The organism is Micromonospora sp. WMMD1102 (assembly GCF_029626265.1).
In the GTDB taxonomy this organism is placed as follows: domain Bacteria; phylum Actinomycetota; class Actinomycetes; order Mycobacteriales; family Micromonosporaceae; genus Plantactinospora.
Window position 1 is genome coordinate 5990408 of sequence record NZ_JARUBN010000001.1, and the last position, 16410, is coordinate 6006817.

Below are 16410 nucleotides of genomic sequence, written 5' to 3' on the forward strand. Positions count from 1 at the left end.
GATCGTGGTCAGCGGGCCGGGCCGGTCGGGTGGGAATTCCCGGCCGGTCCGGCGTCGTCCGGGGCCACCTCCGCCGCCCGTGCGCGCAGCAGCTCGTGCACCCGGCGGATGTCGTCGGGCGCGCTGCGCGAGGCTAGCCAGTACATGATCCCGGTGGGCAGGAAGAACAGCTGGAAGGCGGCGAGCCCGACGGCGAAGTTCAGCGGTGGCGGGAACGCCGCGCGCAGCGCCGAGGCGGCCACCCCGATCAGGCCGTTCCCGGTCGCCCGGCCGACCCCGTTGACCAGGTTGCCGAGGCTGTAGACCGTACCCCGGTGTTCCGGCGGGTTGACGTCGGCGATCAGCGCGAACCAGTTCGGCGAGTTGGCCGAGGTGAGGCCGAGCGCGAGCAGGGCGGTGAGCAGGCTGAGCCCGACGGTCGGCTCGGTGAAGACGCTGCTGAGCACGGCCGCGGCCACCGCGCCGGCACCGGCACCGTCCGGCACGTCGATCCGGAGCGGCACGAAGAAGAGCACCGCGTAGAACGGCACCGCGGCCAGCACGCCGACCGCCGCGACCAGGGCACGACCCCGGGGGGTACGCCGTTGCGCGGCGTCGCCGACCAGCCCGCCGACGATGGAGAGCACCCCGCCGAGCTGGAAGAGTACGGCGAAGACACTGCCCAGCACGGTGGCGGTGGCCGACGAGTACCCCTGGGCCTCGGCCCGTTCCCGGAACAGGGCTGGCAGCCAGACCAGCGAGCCGAACGCCACCTGGGCGGTGAGGCCCTGCATCACCAGCCAGAGGTTGGTCCGGCGGTGCAGGATGCCGGGCAGGTCGGCGGGGCTGATCCGGTAGTCGTAGTCCCCGCCGACCGCCAGCGCGCCGGTCAGCTCCGGTTCGCTCTGGCCGCGCCGGATGTCGTAGGTGAGCAGGTAGGCCAGGGTCGCCACCAGGCCGACGACGCTGAGCAGCAGGAACGGGCGACGCCAGTCCTGCGCGCCGAGCACCCCGCCGACCAGGGTGCCGGCCAGCGTGCCGACGCCCTGGGAGAGGCCCCAGAAGCTCAGCACCACCCCCCGGCGGCGCGGGCTGACCAGGTCGGTGACCACGGAGAAGCCGACCGATCCGACCGCGCCGAGCCCGATCGCGGCCAGCAGTTGCGCGCCGAAGAACGCCGGATAGTTCGGGGCGAGCGCGCTGCCGGCGGTGCCGGCGGCCCAGAGCAGCGTGCCGACCATCAGCAGCGGCTTGCGGTTCGACCGGTCCCCGACGTACGCCCAGCCGACCGCGGCAACCGCGCTGACCAGGAAACCCGTCGCGGTGACCGCGCCGATCGCGCCGACGCCGACGTCCAGGGCAGGTGCGATGGAGCCGTATAGCGGCGGCACCAGCCCGATCGCCACGTTGTCCAGCGAGGCGAGTACGACGAAGACCGCGACGCTGTAGAACCGGTGGACCCGGCCCCCGCCCCGGGCGACTCGCCGGCCACCGATCGTCATCTCCGGCACCTAACCAGGATCAGGTAACGCCGAGGTGACGGTGTCGCCGGGTGGCGTATCCGGAATCCGCTGGTTGGTACGGCATTCCGGTCCGGCCCCCGGTACGGCATCGTAGTGTTCGCGCGACCCTGCGTAATGGCGGGAAGGTTCGCGGCGGATGTCTCGACACCGGATTCGGTGGAGGTGCGGTGGAGCCGACGATGACGAACGTACGGCAGCGGGTCGCCGAGTCCGCCCGGGAGGAGGAACGGGACGATCCGGCGGCGCTGCCGGAGCTGGCCGACGCCGGGTGGATGCACCACGGTGCCACGTTCGCCGAGACGAGTTTCTGGGCGGTGGCCCGGCAACTGCCGGCGCTGGTCCGCGAGGCGGTGGTGCTGGCCTGGCGGGTGAGCCGGACGGACACGCTGGCCGCGATCGGCCTGAACGTCGTCGCCGGCACCATGATCACGTTCGGGCTGCTCGCCACCAGCACCGTACTGCGGGAACTCTTCGCCTCCGGGCCGACCCCGGACCGGGTCCGCTCGGCGGCTCCCAGCCTGGTGGTGGCGGCCCTGGCGGTGATGGCCAAGGGCGGCCTGACCATCGCGGCCGGCTGGGCCCAGGCCCGGCTCGCCCCGCAGATCAACTACCGGGTCGAGCTACGGCTCTTCGAGGCGACCACCGCGGTCGACCTGGCCGCCTTCGACGACGCCGGTTTCGCCGAGGAGATGGACCGGGCCCGGGACCGGGGCATGGCCGAGGCGGCGTCGATCGTCGACGACACGGTCAACCTGATCACCGGGCTGGTCGGGGTGGTCGCCACCGCCGCCGCCGTCACGGTGATCCAGCCACTGCTGCTGCCCTGCCTGCTGGTCGCGGCGGTGCCGTCGGCGGTCACCGCGGTCCGGATCGCCCGCCGGGAGTACGTCGCGCTGCTGGCCCGGATCACCCGGCGGCGCCGGATGTGGATGCTCGCCACCCTGATGGCGAACCGGCACACCGCGGTCGAGGTGCGGACGTACCAGATGCGGGGGTTCCTGCTCGGCGAGTACCGCCGGGTGATGCGGATGGAGACCCGGGCCCAGCTCCGGCTGGTCCGGTCGCAGACGGCGACCCGGGTCGGCGGTGGTTCGGTGGCCGGGCTGGCCACCTTCGCGGTCTACGCCGTCCTCGGCTGGCTGCTGCTGGCCGGTGTGGTGCCGCTGGCCGCCGCCGCGACGGCACTACTGGCGCTCCAGGCCGCCCGGACCAGCCTGGGCAACACGATCCACGCCACGAACGCGCTGTACGAGGACGCGCTCTACTACCGGGACTTCCTGACCTTCCTGGAGCGGGCTGACGGGCGTACCCGCAGCGGGGGCGGGGCGGAGGTCACCGGCTTCGAGGAGATCGAGGTCGACGAGGTCAGCCTGCACTACCCGGACACCGAGAAGCCGGCGGTGGACCGGGTCAGCCTGACCGTACGCCGGGGTGAGGTGATCGCCCTGGTCGGCGAGAACGGCTCCGGCAAGACCACCCTGGCCAAGCTGCTCGCCGGGCTCTACCGGCCGACCGGCGGGACGATCCGCTGGGACGGCGTGCCGACCGGTGCGCTCGACCCGGGCAGTGTCGCCGCCCAGGTGGCGGTACTGAGCCAGGACTGGTGGAGGTTTCCGTTCACGGCCCGGCAGAACATCACGATCGGCAGGTACGACCGGGCCGAGGAGGCCGGACCCTCCGTGGTGGAGGCGGCGCGGGCGGCCTCGGCGCACGAGATGGTCAGCGGGCTGCCGCACGGCTACAACACGCTGCTCGACCGCGGTTTCCGGGACGGCCACGACCTCTCCGGCGGCCAGTGGCAGCGGTTGGTGGCGGCCCGGGGGCTCTACCGGGACGGCCGGCTGCTGATCTGCGACGAGCCGTCGGCCGCGCTGGACGCCCGGGCCGAGCACGCGCTCTTCCAGCAGTTCCGCCGGCATCCGGGCCGGACCGTCGTGTTGATCACGCACCGGCTGGCGAACGTGCGGCACGCCGACCGGATCTACGTGATGCGGGACGGCCGGCTGGTCGATCAGGGCGACCACGACCAGCTGATGGCGGCCGGCGGCCTGTACCGCGAACTCTTCGACCTCCAGGCCAGCGGCTACGCCGAACGGGCCGGCGGATCAGCCGGAATGTGACACCCGGGTCCCCGGCGACGCTATTCCAGTCAGCCGGCTGGGGTGCGGCGTGCGCCCGGTGCCCCCAGCCACCGAGTCACACCCCAGCCGGCCCCGACGTCCGTGCTCCGCCGTTACTACCGGGGCGGCAGCACGTCGCGCCGCTCCTCGACCCGGCGGTACTCGGTCGGCTCGGTCGTCCTGACCTCGCGGTACTCGGTCGGCTCGGCGGTGGTGGTAACCGCGCGACGCCGGTTGCCCCAGATCACCGTGGTCATGATCAGGCCCAGTACGCCCGCCGCCATCAGGATCCAGCCGACCACGTCCAGGTCCAGGCCGCCGACGCTGACGTTGAGCGCGAAGGTGAGGATCGCACCGAGCGCGATCAGGAAGATGCTGGTGCCGATTCCCATGACATGCCTCCTCGTGGGGGATGCTTGGCTGTCATCGGAGTTGCTACCCAGTCGCCGCCCCGGCGAATCGTGCTCTGCGCTGGACAGCGGGTTACGGTGCGCCGGGTTCGCGGCCACCGAGGGCGGTGCGGCGGAGGAGCGCCGGGCTGACCTGTGCCGGCGGAGACCGCCTCCGGGCGCCCTGCTCGGCATTCGGTCAGCCGGCCGCTACTTCGCGGACGTCCTCCGGAACGGCGGTGCGGGGAGCAGGACCCGGAGGCTTCCGGGCTGGCCGGCGTGTCGGCGCTGGCGGACGGCGTAGCCGGCGAACAGGGCCAGCACCAGTACGGAGGTCGCGAGGCCGCCCAGGAAGATGCTGCCGGTGTGGTCGGTGGCGGCGGCCGGTGCGGCGGTCCCGGGTGCGAAGCTGACCTGGCCGGTCGCGGAGCGGCGGGTCCATCCGCTGCGGAGATCGAGCGTCGCGGTCCACGGACCGTCCGGTACCTGTTGGCCGACGGGTGCCGTGATGGTGGCCGTCGCGCCCAGGGCGAGGGTGGGTGCCTCGACCTTGATCGGGCCTTTGGTGAGTTCGTCCGGCCCGTCCTTGAGCATCAGGCTTCCGGCCAGGTCGAGGGCGCGTTCACCGGTGTTCGTCACCTCGGCGGTGAGCAGGGCGGTGCCGTCCGGGGCCCGGGTGCCGGCGAGACGGCCGATGGTGAAGTCGGACGGGGGTTCACCGCCCGGTCCGACCGACAGGTAGATCCGGATTCCGGCCCGGCCGACGTGCCGCACGCTCTCGTCGCCGAACCCGGGGGTCTCGGCCCAGACGACGCCGTAGCGCTCTCCCGCCGAGGCGTTCTCCGGTACCGCGATGGTGACCCATACCGGCTTCTCCTCCTCGGGTTTCAACCTGAGGTGGTCGGAGTCGACGGTCACCCAGCTCGACAGCTCGTTCGCGGTGCGCTCGGGTGCGACGGTCCACCGGTCCCCGTCCACGTCGGCGGCGGCCGGGTAGACGGTGACCTTCCGCCGGATCTGCGAGGTGTTGGCCACCACCATCCGGCGCCGGATCGTGGTGCCGGGGTTCAGGTGGTCGACGATGTACTGGTAGGCGCGGATGTCGTCACGGCGGTTCGCCGGCGCGTCGAGCAGCCGGACGCCCACCCCGACCTGCGGCGGCTCCGGCGTGGGTGCGGGCGGCACGGCGGCGACCGGGTTTGCCGCCGTCAGCAGCGTGGCGGCGGCGAGACCGAGCGCCGCGAGGCGCCGGGGGTCACGACACAGAATGGGTCACCGTACCGACGTAGAGGCCACCGACAGCGCCCGGCGGGATGGTGATTTCCAGGGTCGGGTTCCAGCTCGCGGTGTTGTTGCCGCTGCCGGAGGTCTTGCTGAAGGCGACGCGTGGCTCGCTGAGGGTCACCCGCTCGTCCCGGGTGGGTTGGCCCGGCACGAACACGCCGGTCCCGGTGGTGGCGACCGCCGGTCCGGACCAGTACTCGACCAGCTGGGGTGGAATGATCTCGCTGGGCTCTCCGTCGTCGGTGCGGAAGTCGGAGGCGACGACCTGGGCGACCCAGGTGGCGGTAGCGGCGGCCCGTTGGTCGCGGACCGTAACCACTCCCATCTGCCCGACGAGCCGCCCGCCGGGGAAGGCCGAGCCGAGGTTGACGGAGGCCGGCACCTCGATGGTCAGGTTCGCGGTGGCAACGGTGAACGTGACGATCGTGTCCGCGGACGGCTGCGCCGCCGCCGGGGAGGCGACGGCGAGGGTCACCGCGGCCACCCCGAGCACAGGTAGGAGCTTCTTCATGAGCATGTTGTAACACGACGATTCGGAGGAAATCCGGCTATCCGGAGCTATTGCTGGAAAAAGGTCGTCAGGAGACCGAATGGGTCACCCTGCCCTGGTAGAGGCCGGCAACCGCGGTCGACGGGATGGCGATCACCAGAGTCGGGTTCCAACTGACCCGGTTGTTCGCGTTGCCGGAGGTCTTGCGGAAGGCGACGCGGGGCACCGTCAGCACCTGCGCCTGCGCGCTGGTGGGCTGTCCGGGGATCAGGTTGCCCCCGCCCACGGCCCGGGTCGCCGGCCCGGACCAGTAGGAGACCCGGCTGGTGGGGATCGTCTGTGCCGGTGACCCGGCGCCGGTGGTGAACGCCGTCGCCGAGACGGTCACGGTCCAGACGTTCGGGTTGATCGGTCGGGTGTCGTAGACGGTGACCGTGCCCATCTGCCGGCTGAGAGTGGTGCCGGGCAACGCCGCGCCGAGATTGACCGCGGCCGGCACCACGATCTCCAGATTCGTCTGTAGCGCACGGGCGATCACGAACGTGGCAGCGGCGGCCTGTCCGGACGACGGGATCAGCACGCACATCGCTGCGACGAGAGCAAATGCGACTAATGCTCTTAAGTAACGCACGACATTATTATATGGACAACTGACGTAGTTTCCTGATTACCGTCCACTTGGCCGAGTCTGTCGTGGACGTACGTCTCGGGAGCGGCCCGGGTGAGTGGTCGAGCTACCAGCGCCACCTGCGGGGCGCCCACACCCGCCGACGGCCCCACAGTGCCGTGCCCGCCTGCCGGGCCAGCCGGCCGGCCAGCGGCGCGACCAGCCAGAGCAGCACCACCGCGTACCCGCCGAGCGCCACCCGCTGCGTCCCGGTCAACGGCGGCGAGTCCACCAGCGGATACCACAGCGGACTGAACTCGGGCGTGAAGTGGCAGAGCGACTCCAGGTAGTAGTTGTTTTCGTAGCAGGTCCACGGCCAGAGCTGCCCGTACACCAGGCTGTTGGCGGCCCCCCAGACCGACAGCGGTACGGCGACGAGAGTGGCCAGATTCGCCCAGGGTCCCGCCTCGGTAGCGCCCAGCCGTACGGCGAGCGCCAGACTGGCCGGCCAGATGGCGAACAGGAAGAACCTCGGTCCCCAGTAGAGGCCGCCGTACCAGCCCCACCAGGGGGCGTAGACCAGCACCAAGCCGGCCACGAAGACCAACCAGCACAGCCACGACCCGGCCACGCCACGGCCGGCCTGCGCCACCAGCGCGCGCCGGGCCGGCAGGAACAGTCCCGGGGTGAACCAGAGCAGCCCCTTGCCGAACGAGAAGAGGATCGCCACCAGCCCGAGCAGCAGCGGATAGGAGAAACCCGGCTCGCCCGAGTACGGCATCACGGTCCGGCCGCCGCCGTGGCTCGCGTACTCCCCGTGCAGCGGATCACCGAAGCGCAGCCACGCCTCGCCTGCGATCACCGCCGCGGCGGCCAGCGGCACCAGCAGGTAGCGCAGTCGCCGGCGCCGCAGGCAGAGCAGCACCACGACCAGCCCGAGCGCCAACCCCGAGGCGGGGGTGTTGGCCACCCCGAGCACCACCGCGGCCCAGCCGGCGAGCCGGGTCGACCGGGCGGTCCCCGGCAGCGTCGCGGCGAGCAACCCGACCCCGACGGTGACCGCCGTGAACACCTCGCCGTAGAAGTCCTGGAGGTGTACCGCGATCATGCTGCCGGCGATCAGGACCAGCAGGAACCGCCGGAGCAGCCGCGGGTCCATCCGGTCGCGCAGCAGCAGGTGGAGCGCCATCAGCGCGAACCCGAAGAGCAGCAGGTTGTACTGGGCCAGCACCCGCTGCGGGTCGCCGTACCAGCGGCCGACCATCCACAGCGGACTCGCGAAGACCGGGCCGATCAACGAGTACGCCATCTCCGGCATCTGCCGCTGCTCCAGCAACTGGAGCAACGCCTGGTAACGGGCCAGCCCGTCGCCCATCATCGGCGGCCGGGGATAGACCGCCAGCAGCGCCATCCCGGCCCAGACGAGAACCCAGTCCAGCACCGCCGCGACCCGGCCACCAGACCCCGCCGCCGGCCCGGATCCCCCGGACTTCCCGGGCTTACCAGGCTCTCCCGCTTCGCCCGGCTCCCGGCGCCCGCCAGGCTCTCCGGGTCGCCCGGCGTCGTCCGCAGGCGCCGCCCGTTCCTCGGGGCGCTCGGCATCCGCAGGCACGGCCCGCTCCCCGGGCCGCTCAGCGTTCCCCGCCGCCGCCCGCACCTCGCCGGTCGCCGGCGCGTCCATCGGCAGTCTCCTCACACTCACCCGTGGTCGAGCCGGAACTCCGGCCACAGGCAGTGTGTCAAACATCGACCCACGGTCCTATAGGCAACCGTGGATGCCTATAGGACCGTGGGTCGACGAATGGGAAGAAGTGGACGCGGGACCGCCGCCGGCAGGAGACGCCGACTCAGCCCCGGCCGGGCGGGACTCAGCCCGCCGGCCGGTCCAGGATCAGGTCGCGGGCCCGGGCGTACTGCTCACGGATGGCCGGCACGGCACTGCCGGCGTACTCCCGCGACTCGCCGGCCGACCAGACGGGCGGTTCGGCGCCACCCTGGACGACCCAGGCGGCCTGCCGGGCGGCACCGTCGGCGACGTACTCCCCCGGCTCCGGAACCAGCACCGGGCAGCCGAAGACCTCCGGCGCGATCCGGCGTACCGCCTCGGAGCGGGCACCACCGCCGACCAGGATGATCCGGTTGGCCGTCGCCCCCTGCGCGAGCAGCGCGTCCAGCCCGTCCGCCAGCGCGCAGAGCATCCCCTCCACGGCGGCCCGGGCCAGGTGCCCCGGTGTCGACGTCCGCAGGGTGAGCCCGTGCACCGCCCCGGTCGCCAGCGGCCGGTTCGGCGTCCGCTCGCCCTCCAGGTAGGGGACCATCACCAGCCCGTCCGCCCCGGCCGGGGCACCCAACGCCAGTTTGGCCAGTTCGTCCAGGCCGACGCCGAGCATCGCCGCCGCCGCGTCCAGCACCCGGGCCGCGTTCAGCGTGCAGACCAGCGGCAGGTACCGCCCGGTCGCGTCCGCGAAGCCGGCCACCGTACCCGACGGGTCCGCCGCCGGGGTGTCCGCGACGCTGAAGACCGTCCCCGACGTACCGATGGAGACGACCACGTCGCCCGCAACCGCGCCGACGCCGAACGCGGCGGCCGCGTTGTCCCCGGTCCCCGGTCCCAGCGGGGCACCGCCCGGCAGCCGCCCGGCCACCTCCGCCGGCCCCAGCACCGCTGGCAGCACCGGCACCCGCCCGAACGCCCGCTCCAGCAGATCCGGCCGGTATTCCCCGGTCGACGGCGACCAGTATCCGGTCCCGCTCGCGTCCCCCCGGTCGGTGCGCAGCGCGTCCAGCCCGGTCGCGCCGCCGAGCCGCCAGGTCAGCCAGTCGTGCGGCAGGCAGACCGCGGCCACCCGGGCGGCGTTCTCCGGCTCGTGCCGGGCCAGCCAGCGCAGCTTGGTGACGGTGAAGCTCGCCACCGGCACACTGCCGACCGCCTCCGCCCAGGCCCGCCCGCCGACCTCGCCGCCACCCAGCTCCTCGACCAGGTCGCGGGCCGCCGCCGCCGACCGGGTGTCGTTCCAGAGCAGCGCCGGCCGGACGACCTCGCCGGCCTCGTCGAGACAGACCATCCCGTGCTGTTGCCCGGCCACGGCCACTGCCGCCACGTCGTCGAGGCCGCCGGCCTCGGCGATCGCCTGCCGCAACGCCTCCCACCAGGCCCGGGGGTCGACCTCGGTCCCGTCCGGGTGCGCCGCCCGGCCGCTGCGGACCAGGGCGCCGGTCTCGGCGTCCCGGATCACCACCTTGCAGGACTGGGTCGACGAGTCGACCCCGGCAACGAGCGCCATCCCACGCCCTCCTTCTGGACTCACGTCTTCGGGCTCACGTCTTCTGGCTAAGATCCTCGGGCTCAGGTCTTCTGGCTCAGGTCTTCTGGCTCATCGAACGGTATGACCGCACCCTGTCCGCGCGGCCCCACCAGGTCAGGGGTCGGGGGCCGGATCGCCCGCGTCGGGATCAAGCCTGACCGCCCAGAGCGGGCGATCCGGCCCCCGACCCCACCCCCACGAAGGGCGAGCGCCGACGCACCCCGTCCAACGGCGGACGCCAGCGCCCCCACGAAGGACGAGCGTCAACGCGCCCCGAGCAGGTGCTCCACCGCGAGCTGGTTCAACCGCACGAACCCGAACCCGCGCGCCGCCACCGCGTCCACGTCCAGCTCCTCGAACGCGCTCCGGTCCGCCAGCAGCTCCGCGTACGACTCGCCGGGGTTCAGCGTCGGCGTCGACAGCTCCGCCACCTTGCTGGCCGCCAGCGCCTCCTGCACCTCCGGGTCGGCCCGGAACGCCGCCGCCCGCTCCTTCAGCAGCAGGTACGTCCGCATGTTCGCCGCCGCCGACGCCCACACCCCGGTGTAGTCCTCGGTCCGCGACGGCTTGTAGTCGAAGTGCCGGGGCCCCTCGTACGCCGGCCCGCCCTGCGGCCCGCCGTTCTCCAGCAGGTCCACCAGCGCGAACGAGTTCAGCAGGTCGCCGTGGCCGAAGACGAGATCCTGGTCGTACTTGATCCCGCGCTGCCCGTTCAGGTCGATGTGGAACAGCTTGCCGGCCCAGAGCGCCTGGGCGATCCCGTGCATGAAGTTGAGCCCGGCCATCTGCTCGTGCCCGACCTCGGGGTTCAGCCCGACCAGCTCCGGGTGCTCCAGCTCGTTGATGAAGGCGAGCGCGTGCCCGACCGTCGGCAGCAGGATGTCGCCGCGCGGCTCGTTCGGCTTCGGCTCGATCGCGAACTTCAGCCCGTAACCCCGGTCGACGACGTACTGGCCGAGCAGGTTGACCGCCTCGCGGTAGCGGTCCAGCGCCGCCCGGATGTCCTTGGCGTGGTCGTACTCCGAGCCTTCCCGGCCGCCCCACATCACGAAGGTGTGCGCGCCCAGCTCGGCGGCGAGGTCGATGTTGCGCAGCACCTTGCGCAGCGCGAAGCGGCGTACGTCGCGGTCGTTGCTGGTGAAGCCGCCGTCCTTGAAGATCGGGTGGCTGAAGAGGTTTGTGGTGACCATCGGCACGACCAGGCCGGTATCGGCGAGTGCCTTGCGGAAGCGCGCGATGTGCTGCTCCCGGGCGGCGTCGTCGGAGCCGAACGGGATCAGGTCGTCGTCGTGGAAGGTGATGCCGTACGCCCCCAGCTCGGCGAGCCGGTTGACCGCCTCGACCGGGTCGAGGGCCTCCCGGCTGGCCTCCCCGAACGGATCCCGGGCGGTCCAACCGACGGTCCAGAGACCGAACGAGAACTTGTCGGCAGGGGTGGGTTGGGCTGCCATGGCTGACCTCCAGGGAACCGACTCGACGTTGAGGTGGACGGCGGACGTGAAACCCTGGGTTGACACCCCGGCAACTCCGCCGATTTGTTTATCGGTTGAATTATTTGGCTGCGGTATGGCATTGTCAATACCGTGGCGCAACCCGCGGCGGTACCGGTCGGCGCGGCGGTGACCGCCGTCCGGCAGGCGAGCCTGCGCGAGCACAATCTGGCCCTGGTGCTCCGCCAGATCGCGACCGCGGCCCGCCCGCCGTCCCGGGCCGACCTGGCCGGCGCCACCGGCCTGACCCGGGCCACCGTCTCCGCGCTGGTCGACGACCTGATCAACGGACGGCTGCTCACCGAGGTCGCCCCGGCACCCCGGTCCGGCGCCGGCCGGCCCGCGGTCGGCCTCACGCTCGCCGGGCACGGACCGGCCGGCCTCGGCCTGGAGATCAACGTCGACTACCTGGCCGCCGTCCTGGTCGACCTCGCCGGTGCGGTACGGCACCGCGCGGTGCGCCTGGTCGACCTGCGGCCGGTGCCGCCCGCCGAGGCACTGGCCCTGGCCGGCGAGTTGATCACCGAGGCGGCGGCCGAGGCGAAGCGGCAGGACCTGACCCTGGCCGGTACGGCACTCGCGGTGCCCGGCCTGGTCACCGCCGCCGGGCTGGTCCGGCTCGCCCCGAACCTCGGCTGGCGGGACGTCGACGTGCCGGCGCTGCTCGGCGGGCATCCGGCGCTCGGCGGGAGCGGCCTGGGGGTGGACAACGAGGCGAACCTCGCCGCCCTCGGCGAACTGCACGCCGGCCCACCCGAGGGCGGCAACTTCATCTACATCTCCGGCGAGGTCGGGATCGGTGCCGGGATCGTGCTGCACGGCACCCTGTTCCGGGGCGCCCGGGGCTGGAGCGGGGAGCTCGGCCACGTCCCCGTACATCCGGAGGGCCTGCCCTGCCGCTGTGGTGGCCGGGGCTGCCTGGAGCAGTACGCCGGCCAGGAGGCGATCCTGGCCGCCGCCCGGCTGACCGTACCGACTCCCGCGGGGCCGGAAACGCCTCTCGGGCGGGCGGCGGTCCCGGCCCCCGGCGCCACTGTCGCCCGGCTGGTGGAGGCGGCCGCCAGGGAGGATCCGGCCACCCAGCGAGCGCTGGTCGAGGCGGCGACCGCGCTCGGGGTCGCCGTCGCCGGGGTGATCAACCTGCTGGACGTGGACACGGTGGTGCTCGGCGGCGCCTACGCGCCGCTCGCGCGCTGGCTGGCCCCGCCGGTGGAGGCCGAGATCCGCCGGCGGGTGCTGACCGCCGCCTGGTCGCCGGTGACCGTCCGGGCCGCCCTGCTCGGCGGGGACGCGGCCGCGCTCGGCGCTGCCGGCTCGGTCGTCCGTACCGTGCTGGAGCACCCGGCCCGCTGGCTCGGTCGCGCCAGCCGCTAGCCGAGCCCACCCAGCCGCCAGCCGAGCCCACCCAGCCGCCAGCCGAGCCGATCCAGCTGCCTGCCGAGCCGATCCGGAGCCCGCCAGCAGCACCGGCGGCGCCTGCCCGACCAGCCGCCCGTTGCCAATTCCGCACCGCCGGGGTGGCCAGCAACCGGCACCATGGGATCGGCCACGGCGCAAGAGGCGACCGCGGCGACAACATCGGAAGCCGCTCGCTATTGTTGCCCCCGGACAACTATTTCCATGATCAACAATTGGGCCTTCTTCGACCCGGGGGAAGGCGCGGGAACGCGCCGCTACTTTCCGCTGCGGCCAGAGCCGACCGCAGGGGAAGGTGGAAGGAGGTTCGTTCCGTGACGACAGGAGTGCCAGCGCCGATGCGCACTGCTCGACGACCCGGCGGGAAGCCCCCGGACCTCCCCGCCGTCGGGTGGGAGGATGCCGGACGGCGGGGAGCGGCGACGTCGCCAGCCCGGCCGACGGTGCCGGCTCGCTCGGGCCGGCCGACGGGACCGGCTCGCTCGGGCCGGCCGACGGGACCGGCTCGCTCGGGCCGGCCGACGGGACCGGCTCGGTCAGGCCGACCGTTCGGTCGGCTGCACCTCGGCCCGGAACGCCCGGTCGAACTCGACCAGCCCACGCAACAACGCCTGCCGGCCCGCGGGGCTCATCCGGCCGAGCGTCTCGGCCAGCCGCTCCCGCCGGTCGTCGCGGATCTCGACGAGCAGCTTCTGGCTGATCGTGGTGAGATGCAGGGAGATCTCCCGGCGATCCGCCCGGCCCGGCTCACGTTCGAGCAGCCCGGCCGCGACGAGCCGGTCGCAGAGCCGGCTCGCCGAGGAGAGCAGCATGCCGAGGATCCCGGCCAACCCCCGGAGGTTGATCCCGTCGAACTGCTCGACCACCATCAGGGCCCGCAACTGAGAGCTGGACAGCCGCCCGCTGGTCCGCTCCCGGGCGACGTCCCAGACCGACAGCAGGGCCGCCGCGGCGGTGTCCACCGCCGTGGCGAGGGTCGGATCCGGTCCGCCGGGACCGCCGGGGTCTGCCATGGTGATCCTGACACTACCGCCGTCACCGGGCCGCCCGCATCGGTGCACGCCCGGACAGCCCAGCCAAATCGTCCGGAACGGTACGCCGACCCGGCCCCGCGCCCGGTAGGTCGCAGATGACGGATCGACTGGTCGACATCCGCCGCACCCTGGCCGAGGCTCCCGCGGATCTCGTCCTGGAACGGCTCGGCACGGAGCTGGCCAACACCTACGGCACGGCGGAGACGGAGCTGCTCCAGGTCGACTACCGGCTGGCCGCCCTGGTGCCGCTGCACGGCGGCGATCCGGTGGTCGGGGCCGGCAGCCCGGCCTGGCAGTGCTTCGACCACCAGAGCGAGGTACTCCAGGACGAGGTGCTCTACCTGCCGGTCACGGTACGCGGCGAGCGGATCGGCGTACTCCGGCTCAGCCCGGCGCCGGAGGAACCGGACCGGCGCGAGGAGCTGGCGCAGGCAGCCACCGCGCTGGCGCACGAACTGGTGGCGGTACGGGCCGGCACCGACAAGTACGCGGTCGGCGCCCGGACCCGCCGACTGACCCTGGCCGCCGAGATGCAGTGGGAACTGCTGCCCGGCCGGAGCCGGATCCGTCCCTCGTTCAGCCTCGCCGGCCAGCTCGAACCGGCGTACGCGGTGCGCGGCGACAGCTTCGACTGGGCCGACGACAGCCGGCGGCTCTGGCTCTGCACCGTCAACGGCATGGGCGACGGGGTGAGCGCCTCCATGCTCACCTGCCTCGGCACCAACGCGCTGCGCAACGCCCGCCGGGCCGGTCTCGAACTCGCCGACCAGGCGGCCCTGGCCGACCAGGCGATCTACGCCTACCACCAGGGCATCCAGCACCTCTCCGCACTGCTGCTGGAGCTGGACCTGCGGACCGGAGTGGTGGAGGCGGTGGACGCCGGTTCGCCCCAGCTGCTGGTACTGCGCGAGGGCGAGGTGGTCGAGCAGCCGCTGGACGACCAGTTCCCGCTCGGCATGTTCGACGGCACCCTCTACCAGTCACAGCACTTCCAGCTCGCCCGTGGCGACCGGCTCTTCGTGGTCAGCGACGGCGTCCTCGACGCCACCTCCCGGACCACCCGGTACGGCGAGATCGCCCTGCACCGGGCCGTCCGGCGGACCAGGTCGATGGCGCCGCTGGAGGCGGTCCGGTCGCTGCTCGGCGACGTGCGGGCGTTCGTCGGCAACGATCTGGTGGACGACGCCGTGGTGGTCTGCCTGGACTGGCACGGGTCCTGACCCGTGCCTCCCCGGGGGCGGGGGGGTGCCGGACCCGGGGGTCAGTACGCACCCCGGGTCCGGACCACCGCCCCGAAGGTCTTCCACAGGATCGTCAGGTCGGCCGCGAGTGACCAGTTCTCCACGTAGTAGAGATCGAGCCGGATGCCGTCCTCCCAGCTCAGGTCGGATCTGCCGCTGACCTGCCAGAGGCCGGTCATGCCCGGCTTCACCAGCAGCCGGCGGGCGATGTCGCCGTCGTAGCGGGCCACCTCGGACGGCAGCGGCGGGCGCGGCCCGACCAGGCTCATGTGCCCGAAGAGCACGTTGGCGAGCTGCGGCAACTCGTCCAGGGACCACTTGCGCAGGAACCGGCCGACCCGGGTGACCCGGGGATCCGCCCGCATCTTGAACAGCAGTCCGTCGGTCTCGTTACGGCTGGCCAGCTCGGCCAGCAGCGCGTCCGCGTTCGCCACCATGGTACGGAACTTGTAGACCCCGAACTCCCGCCCACCCTGGCCGACCCGGACCTGCCGGAAGATCACCGGCCCCCTGCTGTCCAGCTTGACGGCGAGGGCGAGCACGGCGAGCAGCGGCAGCGTGACGGTCAGCGCGGCGGCGGCCAGCGCCCGGTCCACGAAGGACTTGACGATCTTCCGGGCACCCCGGAACTCGGGCGCCTCGACGTGGATCAGCGGCAGTCCGGCGACCGGCTGGGTGTGGATCCGGGGCCCGGCGACGTCGGTGAGCGCCGGGGCCAGCACCAGGTCGATCCCGGTGCCCTCCAGTTGCCAGCCGAGCCGGCGCAGCCTGGTGGCGGTCAGCTCGTTGCAGGCGGTCACCGCCACCGTGTCGGCGTTTATCGCCGCGGCGGCGTCGAGGATCGCCCGGAACGAGCCGAGTACCGGCACGTCGCCGAGGCGCTGCGGCACCGGGGCGAGCAGCGCGTCCGGGATGCAGGCACCGACCACCTGGTAACCGGCGTACGGCTCGCGGCGCAGCGTGTGCACCAGTTCGAGTACGTGCGCGGTGTCGCCGACCGCCAGCACCCGCCGGGACCAGCCGGCGCCCCGGGACCGGGACCAGTGCAGTCGTTTCCGGGCGGCGAACCGGGCGGCCACCAGTCCGACGGTGCCGACCGCGAACGAGATGCCGAGGAAGCCCCGGGAGACACCGACGTCGGCGAGGTAGCCGGTGATCGCCACCCCTCCGGCGAGCCGCAGGCTGGCCGAGCTGACCCGGCGGTACTCGTCGGCGCCGTAGCCGAGCACCCGGTGGTCGTAGCAGCGCAGGGCCTTCAGCGAGACCAGCCAGGCGAGCACCAGGGCCGGGCCGACGATCACGTACGGGATGTCGGAGCCGCGCGGCTCGTCACCACCGAACCGGGCGAAGTAGCCGCCGATGACCGCCAGCACCAGGATGACGGTGTCCAGCACCAGCAGGGTACGGATGTAGTCGCGCTGGCGCGTCCGGGACGAGGACGCCGACGCCCCCGAGGTCGGCTCCGGAGGCATCGTGGCGGGGCTCAGCAGTGTCGCCGACGTCACCGGCCCTCCTCGATCCAGGGGGCGCCC

13 protein-coding genes are annotated in these 16410 nt (G+C 72.9%); 3 read left to right on the forward strand and 10 right to left on the reverse strand.

What is annotated here, in order from left to right; translation table 11 throughout:
- Nucleotides 1-8 precede the first annotated feature (8 nt).
- On the reverse strand, nucleotides 9-1481 hold the full coding sequence (locus O7626_RS26905) for an MFS transporter (protein WP_278063868.1): 1473 nt from the start codon (nucleotides 1479-1481) through the stop codon (nucleotides 9-11).
- Between the two features lie 200 nt (nucleotides 1482-1681).
- On the opposite strand from O7626_RS26905, the gene O7626_RS26910 reads away from it, so the two are divergent.
- The gene (locus tag O7626_RS26910) at nucleotides 1682-3622 is read left to right on the forward strand and encodes an ABC transporter ATP-binding protein (RefSeq protein ID WP_278063869.1); all 1941 of its coding nucleotides are present in this window, start codon (nucleotides 1682-1684) and stop codon (nucleotides 3620-3622) included.
- Nucleotides 3623-3738: 116 nt separating this feature from the next.
- Here the strand turns inward: O7626_RS26910 and O7626_RS26915 are convergent, their stop codons facing one another.
- The 7 genes from O7626_RS26915 to xylA all read right to left on the reverse strand — a co-directional run bounded on the left by O7626_RS26915 (nucleotide 3739) and on the right by xylA (nucleotide 11148).
- Nucleotides 3739-4014, reverse strand: a complete 276-nt coding sequence (locus tag O7626_RS26915) for a DUF6458 family protein (RefSeq protein ID WP_278063870.1) — start codon at nucleotides 4012-4014, stop codon at nucleotides 3739-3741.
- A 207-nt stretch (nucleotides 4015-4221) separates the two neighbouring features.
- A complete protein-coding gene (locus tag O7626_RS26920) occupies nucleotides 4222-5196 on the reverse strand; it encodes a hypothetical protein (RefSeq protein WP_278063871.1) in 975 nt (324 codons plus the stop codon).
- A gap of 70 nt (nucleotides 5197-5266) precedes the next feature.
- Nucleotides 5267-5806 carry a hypothetical protein gene (locus tag O7626_RS26925; RefSeq protein ID WP_278063872.1) on the reverse strand — a complete coding sequence of 180 codons (540 nt, stop codon included), beginning with the start codon at nucleotides 5804-5806 and terminating at the stop codon, nucleotides 5267-5269.
- A 67-nt stretch (nucleotides 5807-5873) separates the two neighbouring features.
- On the reverse strand, nucleotides 5874-6371 hold the full coding sequence (locus tag O7626_RS26930) for a hypothetical protein (RefSeq protein ID WP_278063873.1): 498 nt from the start codon (nucleotides 6369-6371) through the stop codon (nucleotides 5874-5876).
- 148 nt (nucleotides 6372-6519) lie between these two features.
- Nucleotides 6520-8073, reverse strand: coding sequence for a hypothetical protein (locus O7626_RS26935; protein WP_278063874.1), 1554 nt, complete (start codon nucleotides 8071-8073; stop codon nucleotides 6520-6522).
- A 187-nt stretch (nucleotides 8074-8260) separates the two neighbouring features.
- Complete coding sequence (gene xylB, locus O7626_RS26940) at nucleotides 8261-9676, reverse strand: xylulokinase (RefSeq protein ID WP_278063875.1); 1416 nt, start codon at nucleotides 9674-9676, stop codon at nucleotides 8261-8263.
- 284 nt (nucleotides 9677-9960) lie between these two features.
- Nucleotides 9961-11148, reverse strand: coding sequence for a xylose isomerase (xylA, locus tag O7626_RS26945; protein WP_278063876.1), 1188 nt, complete (start codon nucleotides 11146-11148; stop codon nucleotides 9961-9963).
- A 132-nt stretch (nucleotides 11149-11280) separates the two neighbouring features.
- Between xylA and O7626_RS26950 the strand changes: the two genes are divergently transcribed.
- Nucleotides 11281-12561 carry an ROK family protein gene (locus tag O7626_RS26950; RefSeq protein WP_278063877.1) on the forward strand — a complete coding sequence of 427 codons (1281 nt, stop codon included), beginning with the start codon at nucleotides 11281-11283 and terminating at the stop codon, nucleotides 12559-12561.
- A gap of 578 nt (nucleotides 12562-13139) precedes the next feature.
- Here O7626_RS26950 and O7626_RS26955 read toward each other — a convergent pair.
- Nucleotides 13140-13616, reverse strand: coding sequence for a MarR family transcriptional regulator (locus O7626_RS26955; RefSeq protein ID WP_278063878.1), 477 nt, complete (start codon nucleotides 13614-13616; stop codon nucleotides 13140-13142).
- A gap of 116 nt (nucleotides 13617-13732) precedes the next feature.
- On the opposite strand from O7626_RS26955, the gene O7626_RS26960 reads away from it, so the two are divergent.
- Nucleotides 13733-14857, forward strand: a complete 1125-nt coding sequence (locus O7626_RS26960; RefSeq protein WP_278063879.1) for a PP2C family protein-serine/threonine phosphatase — start codon at nucleotides 13733-13735, stop codon at nucleotides 14855-14857.
- A 41-nt stretch (nucleotides 14858-14898) separates the two neighbouring features.
- Here O7626_RS26960 and O7626_RS26965 read toward each other — a convergent pair whose 3' ends face one another.
- A complete protein-coding gene (locus O7626_RS26965) occupies nucleotides 14899-16350 on the reverse strand; it encodes a sugar transferase (RefSeq protein ID WP_278066331.1) in 1452 nt (483 codons plus the stop codon).
- Between the last annotated feature and the right edge of the window lie 60 nt (nucleotides 16351-16410).

Coding starts and splice junctions, on each gene's coding strand:
- O7626_RS26925 (WP_278063872.1), bottom strand. CDS start 5,806: ATGAAGAAGCTCCTACCTGTGCTCGGGGTGGCCGCGGTGACCCTCGCC.
- xylB (WP_278063875.1), bottom strand. CDS start 9,676: ATGGCGCTCGTTGCCGGGGTCGACTCGTCGACCCAGTCCTGCAAGGTG.
- O7626_RS26915 (WP_278063870.1), bottom strand. CDS start 4,014: ATGGGAATCGGCACCAGCATCTTCCTGATCGCGCTCGGTGCGATCCTC.
- O7626_RS26965 (WP_278066331.1), bottom strand. CDS start 16,350: ATGCCTCCGGAGCCGACCTCGGGGGCGTCGGCGTCCTCGTCCCGGACG.
- O7626_RS26960 (WP_278063879.1), top strand. CDS start 13,733: ATGACGGATCGACTGGTCGACATCCGCCGCACCCTGGCCGAGGCTCCC.
- O7626_RS26905 (WP_278063868.1), bottom strand. CDS start 1,481: ATGACGATCGGTGGCCGGCGAGTCGCCCGGGGCGGGGGCCGGGTCCAC.
- O7626_RS26935 (WP_278063874.1), bottom strand. CDS start 8,073: ATGGACGCGCCGGCGACCGGCGAGGTGCGGGCGGCGGCGGGGAACGCT.
- O7626_RS26955 (WP_278063878.1), bottom strand. CDS start 13,616: ATGGCAGACCCCGGCGGTCCCGGCGGACCGGATCCGACCCTCGCCACG.
- xylA (WP_278063876.1), bottom strand. CDS start 11,148: ATGGCAGCCCAACCCACCCCTGCCGACAAGTTCTCGTTCGGTCTCTGG.
- O7626_RS26910 (WP_278063869.1), top strand. CDS start 1,682: ATGACGAACGTACGGCAGCGGGTCGCCGAGTCCGCCCGGGAGGAGGAA.
- O7626_RS26930 (WP_278063873.1), bottom strand. CDS start 6,371: ATGTGCGTGCTGATCCCGTCGTCCGGACAGGCCGCCGCTGCCACGTTC.